The organism is Deinococcus betulae (assembly GCF_020166395.1).
Classification (GTDB): Bacteria; Deinococcota; Deinococci; order Deinococcales; family Deinococcaceae; genus Deinococcus; species Deinococcus betulae.
Genome location: NZ_JAIQXU010000062.1, coordinates 1 through 3,323 on the forward strand (window position 1 = coordinate 1; position 3,323 = coordinate 3,323).

The following is a 3,323-nucleotide window of genomic DNA, read 5'->3' on the forward strand; positions in this document are numbered from 1 at the left end:
AGTTGGCCACGCCCTCGCTGCTCAACTCTTGCCTCACGCCAACCGGGTGGCCAAACTGACGGTGGTGCCGCGTGGCCGCGCGGCGGGCTACATGATGCCCGACGCCGATGACCGCCTGCACGTCACCCAGCCTGCCCTGGAAGACATGATCGCGGTGGCCCTGGCCGGCCGCGCCGCCGAGGACGTGGTGTTTGGCGAGGTGACGACGGGCGCGCAGAACGACTTTCAGCAGGCGACCACCATTGCCCGGCGCATGGTGACCGAGTGGGGCATGAACACGGGGCTCGGCAAGGTGGCCCTAGCCAGCGACGAGGGCGGCTTTCTGGGCAGCGGCGCACAGCCACGCCCCATGAGCGAGGCCACCGCCCAGCGCATTGACCAGGAAGTGAGCGCCCTGATTGACACTGCCGCCACCCGCGCCCGCGCCCTGGTGGCCGAACACATTGGCCGCGTGCATACCATCGTGGAGGTCCTGCTGACCCGCGAAACCCTGAGCGGCGAGGAATTCAGCGCGCTGCTGGCTGGGCATGAACTGGAGCCGCTGCCACCCGCCGCGCCCGTCCCCAGTAGTCTGCCGGGGTAAACAGCGCAGGTTGCCGAATGCTTGACAGAACAATGCCCCCTGGCCGTCAACCAGGGAGGCCACTTGGAAAGTCGGTTTAGTGCGTGGGAGCAGGCGCGCTGTCGGCTAGCCGGAAAGACCAGTGCTGGAAACCATTGGCGCGGTTGCTGCCCGTCACGGTCAGGGCGCTGGACGAGCCGGTCAGACTACCGCCGCCGGTAAAGGTGTCAAAGTTGCGCGGTCCACCCTGTGCCCGGCTGGCTTTCCACCGCACCTGCGGGTTAGTGGGGTCGCAGCTGGCCACAGTCACGCGCGCGCCCGCGCCTTGAGTGGCAAACAGAGTCCAGCTGAGGCACTGCAAAGTCTCGCGGTTGCGCAGCATAAAGACCTCTTTGTGCTGATCTGTGCCGGGTAGGAACAGTCGTTCCCACTGCTGCAAGCGGTTGGCAGCGTTGCAGGCCGCCATAGCAGGAAGCTGCCCGGACACCGCGCTGTCAATGCACTTGCTGGTAGGCTCGTTGCGTGTCAGCAAGTAACGGATGGGCGGTGGTGGGCCGGGCTCAGGGGTTTCCGTGGGAGGCTCAGGCAACTTCTCTAGGCTGATTTCAATCGTCGGGTTGCTGGAGGCCTGAAAGTATTGTTCACCTTTCAGGCGAACGGCTCCGTAAAACACTTCAGCCGCCGCCAAGCACTTCACCTGATCAATGATATTGAAGTCATCACAGATGAACCGCATGTGTTCAAGCATCTGATCGTCAACGACTTTGCGGTAATTCTCGTTCCGAAGAGCTGGATAGAACTTGACATTCCGGTACCCAAAATCGTGTTGCACACAAGCCGGATGGAAGTAGAGACTCCAGATGGTGAAGACCGGCGAACTGCAACCATCGGCCGTCCAATCAAACAGCGGATAGGTCGTCTGAAGAACTGGGAGATCCGCAGCGAACGTATTGGTTACGACGATGCTGTTGTAGTCGTTCTGAGGATAAGGGGCAGGGGGCGCCGCCTGAGCCTGAAAGGGCGCCGCATTGGCGACTGGAAGTTCCGCTGTTCCACACGCAGCTAGTGTGAGCAGCAAGGAGACCGAGAGAGCGGGCAGGACAAATCGGGTAGTCATAGGAACCTCACTTCACGAATGAACCGGCCATCTGCAGATTCGGGAAGGAGGTTAAAAGACCCTCTGGGACAGAGAGGGAACAAAGGTTGAACAGAGCAGGAACAAACCCGCCTGCACCTGCCTCTGCCAGCGCCTCTTCTGAACCAACGTGGCCCGAGAGGCCATCTCGGCTCAGCTGGTTTCGTCCTCCTCCGGGTCACGGGTCTGGACGGGTTGAACAGGGGCATGTTGGCGGTCCTGAGTGGCGCGCGGGTCGCTTTTCAGGTCCTCGCGGGTCAGCTTGATTTCGATGGGCCCGCCACCAAAGTTCAGGCTGCGCTGCGGAAAAGGAATCTCGATGCCGGCCTCGTCCATCGCAATCTTGATGCGGCGGTTAAATTCGCGGCCAATGGCGTACTGACTTTTGGGCTGCACCTTAAACAGCGCGCGCAGCGTCACGCCGTCGGGGGCCAGCCGCGTAACACCCTGCACCTCGGGCGCTTCCAGGAAAAAGCCCTTCCATTCTTCTTCCTCGTAGATCTCGGTGCTGACGGCCTCCAAGACGCGCAGAGCGTCGTCAATGCTGGCGGCGTAGGTCACATCCACAGTGGCAACCACCCGCGACCAGTCCTTGCTGCTGACACTGACCGTCAGAATCTGCCCGTTGGGAATGATATGGACGGTGCCGTCCAGCGCCCTCAGGGCAGTCACGCGCAAATTGACCCGCTCCACGTTGCCTGAAAGTAGGCCGTTATTCACACTGATGACGTCCCCGACCCCATACTGGTCTTCCAGCAGGATAAAAAAGCCGTTGAATACGTCTTTGATCAGGCTCTGGGCCCCAAATCCCACCGCCAGGCCCAGCACCGAGACCCCGGCCAGCAAACTGGTGGCGTTCAGCCCCAGCGCCTGCAGAGCGGCAATCAGCCCGATGATGACCACCACTACCCGCAAAGTGCTTTCCACCACGCCCTTCAGGGTCTGCACCCTCACCGTGCGGCGGCTGAATTCCTCGGCAGGCACGATGCGCCCGGTCAGCGCCCCAATCAGATGCCAGGCAATCATGGCCAGGGCCACGACCACCACCAGTTGGCCCGCTGTATGGCGGAAGCCGGCGGCGATATCACGCCCCAGCTCGAATAGCAGCGGCACGCTGGGCAGATAGGCCACGTAGGTCGCCACCGCCAGCCAGCTCAGGGCCACACCTAGCCCCCACACCCAGTTCAGGGGCGCCACCAGACGGCGCGGCATGTGGGGCTCTAACAGCCGAATCAGAAGGCGGCCAAACCGGTAGATGGCGTAGGCGGCCACGGCAGTCAGGGCGAGGCCCACCCACACCTGAGGTTTCACAATTTGAACGCTTAACTCCGCCAGCATGCCGCCCACCTTCTCATGAGGAGGTGAGGATTGACTAGGCCTAGAACGGCAAAGCAACCGCGGACGAGTGCCAGCGAGAGTTGGCATTCCTGCTCTCCGCTGGAAACGTGTAGCCCTTCTGGGAGAAGGTCCTCATCGGCAGCCGGTCGCCTCCATCCCTTGTCTCTAGACACAGGGAAAGTGATTCGCCCTGTTCACTGCATCCGCATAGAAGCTTTGTCGCCAACGGTAGGGGCGGAGTCTGACCTCGTGCCGACTCCGCCCCCACCAACTTCCCTGTCCGCTCTC

At 62.0% G+C, this 3,323-nt stretch carries 2 protein-coding genes and 2 pseudogenes; 1 reads left to right on the forward strand and 3 read right to left on the reverse strand.

The window, feature by feature from the left end:
- Positions 1-583, forward strand: a pseudogene (locus tag K7W42_RS22515) (ATP-dependent zinc metalloprotease FtsH); the annotation flags it as partial.
- Between the two features lie 76 nt (positions 584-659).
- Here the strand turns inward: K7W42_RS22515 and K7W42_RS22520 are convergent.
- The 3 genes and pseudogenes from K7W42_RS22520 to K7W42_RS22530 all read right to left on the reverse strand — a co-directional run bounded on the left by K7W42_RS22520 (position 660) and on the right by K7W42_RS22530 (position 3,035).
- On the reverse strand, positions 660-1,151 hold the full coding sequence (locus tag K7W42_RS22520; protein ID WP_224577644.1) for a ricin-type beta-trefoil lectin domain protein: 492 nt from the start codon (positions 1,149-1,151) through the stop codon (positions 660-662).
- A gap of 120 nt (positions 1,152-1,271) precedes the next feature.
- Positions 1,272-1,679 (reverse strand): annotated as a pseudogene (locus K7W42_RS23410) (phospholipase A2); the annotation flags it as partial.
- 171 nt (positions 1,680-1,850) lie between these two features.
- Positions 1,851-3,035 carry a mechanosensitive ion channel family protein gene (locus tag K7W42_RS22530; protein ID WP_224577642.1) on the reverse strand — a complete coding sequence of 395 codons (1,185 nt, stop codon included), beginning with the start codon at positions 3,033-3,035 and terminating at the stop codon, positions 1,851-1,853.
- Positions 3,036-3,323: the final 288 nt, after the last annotated feature.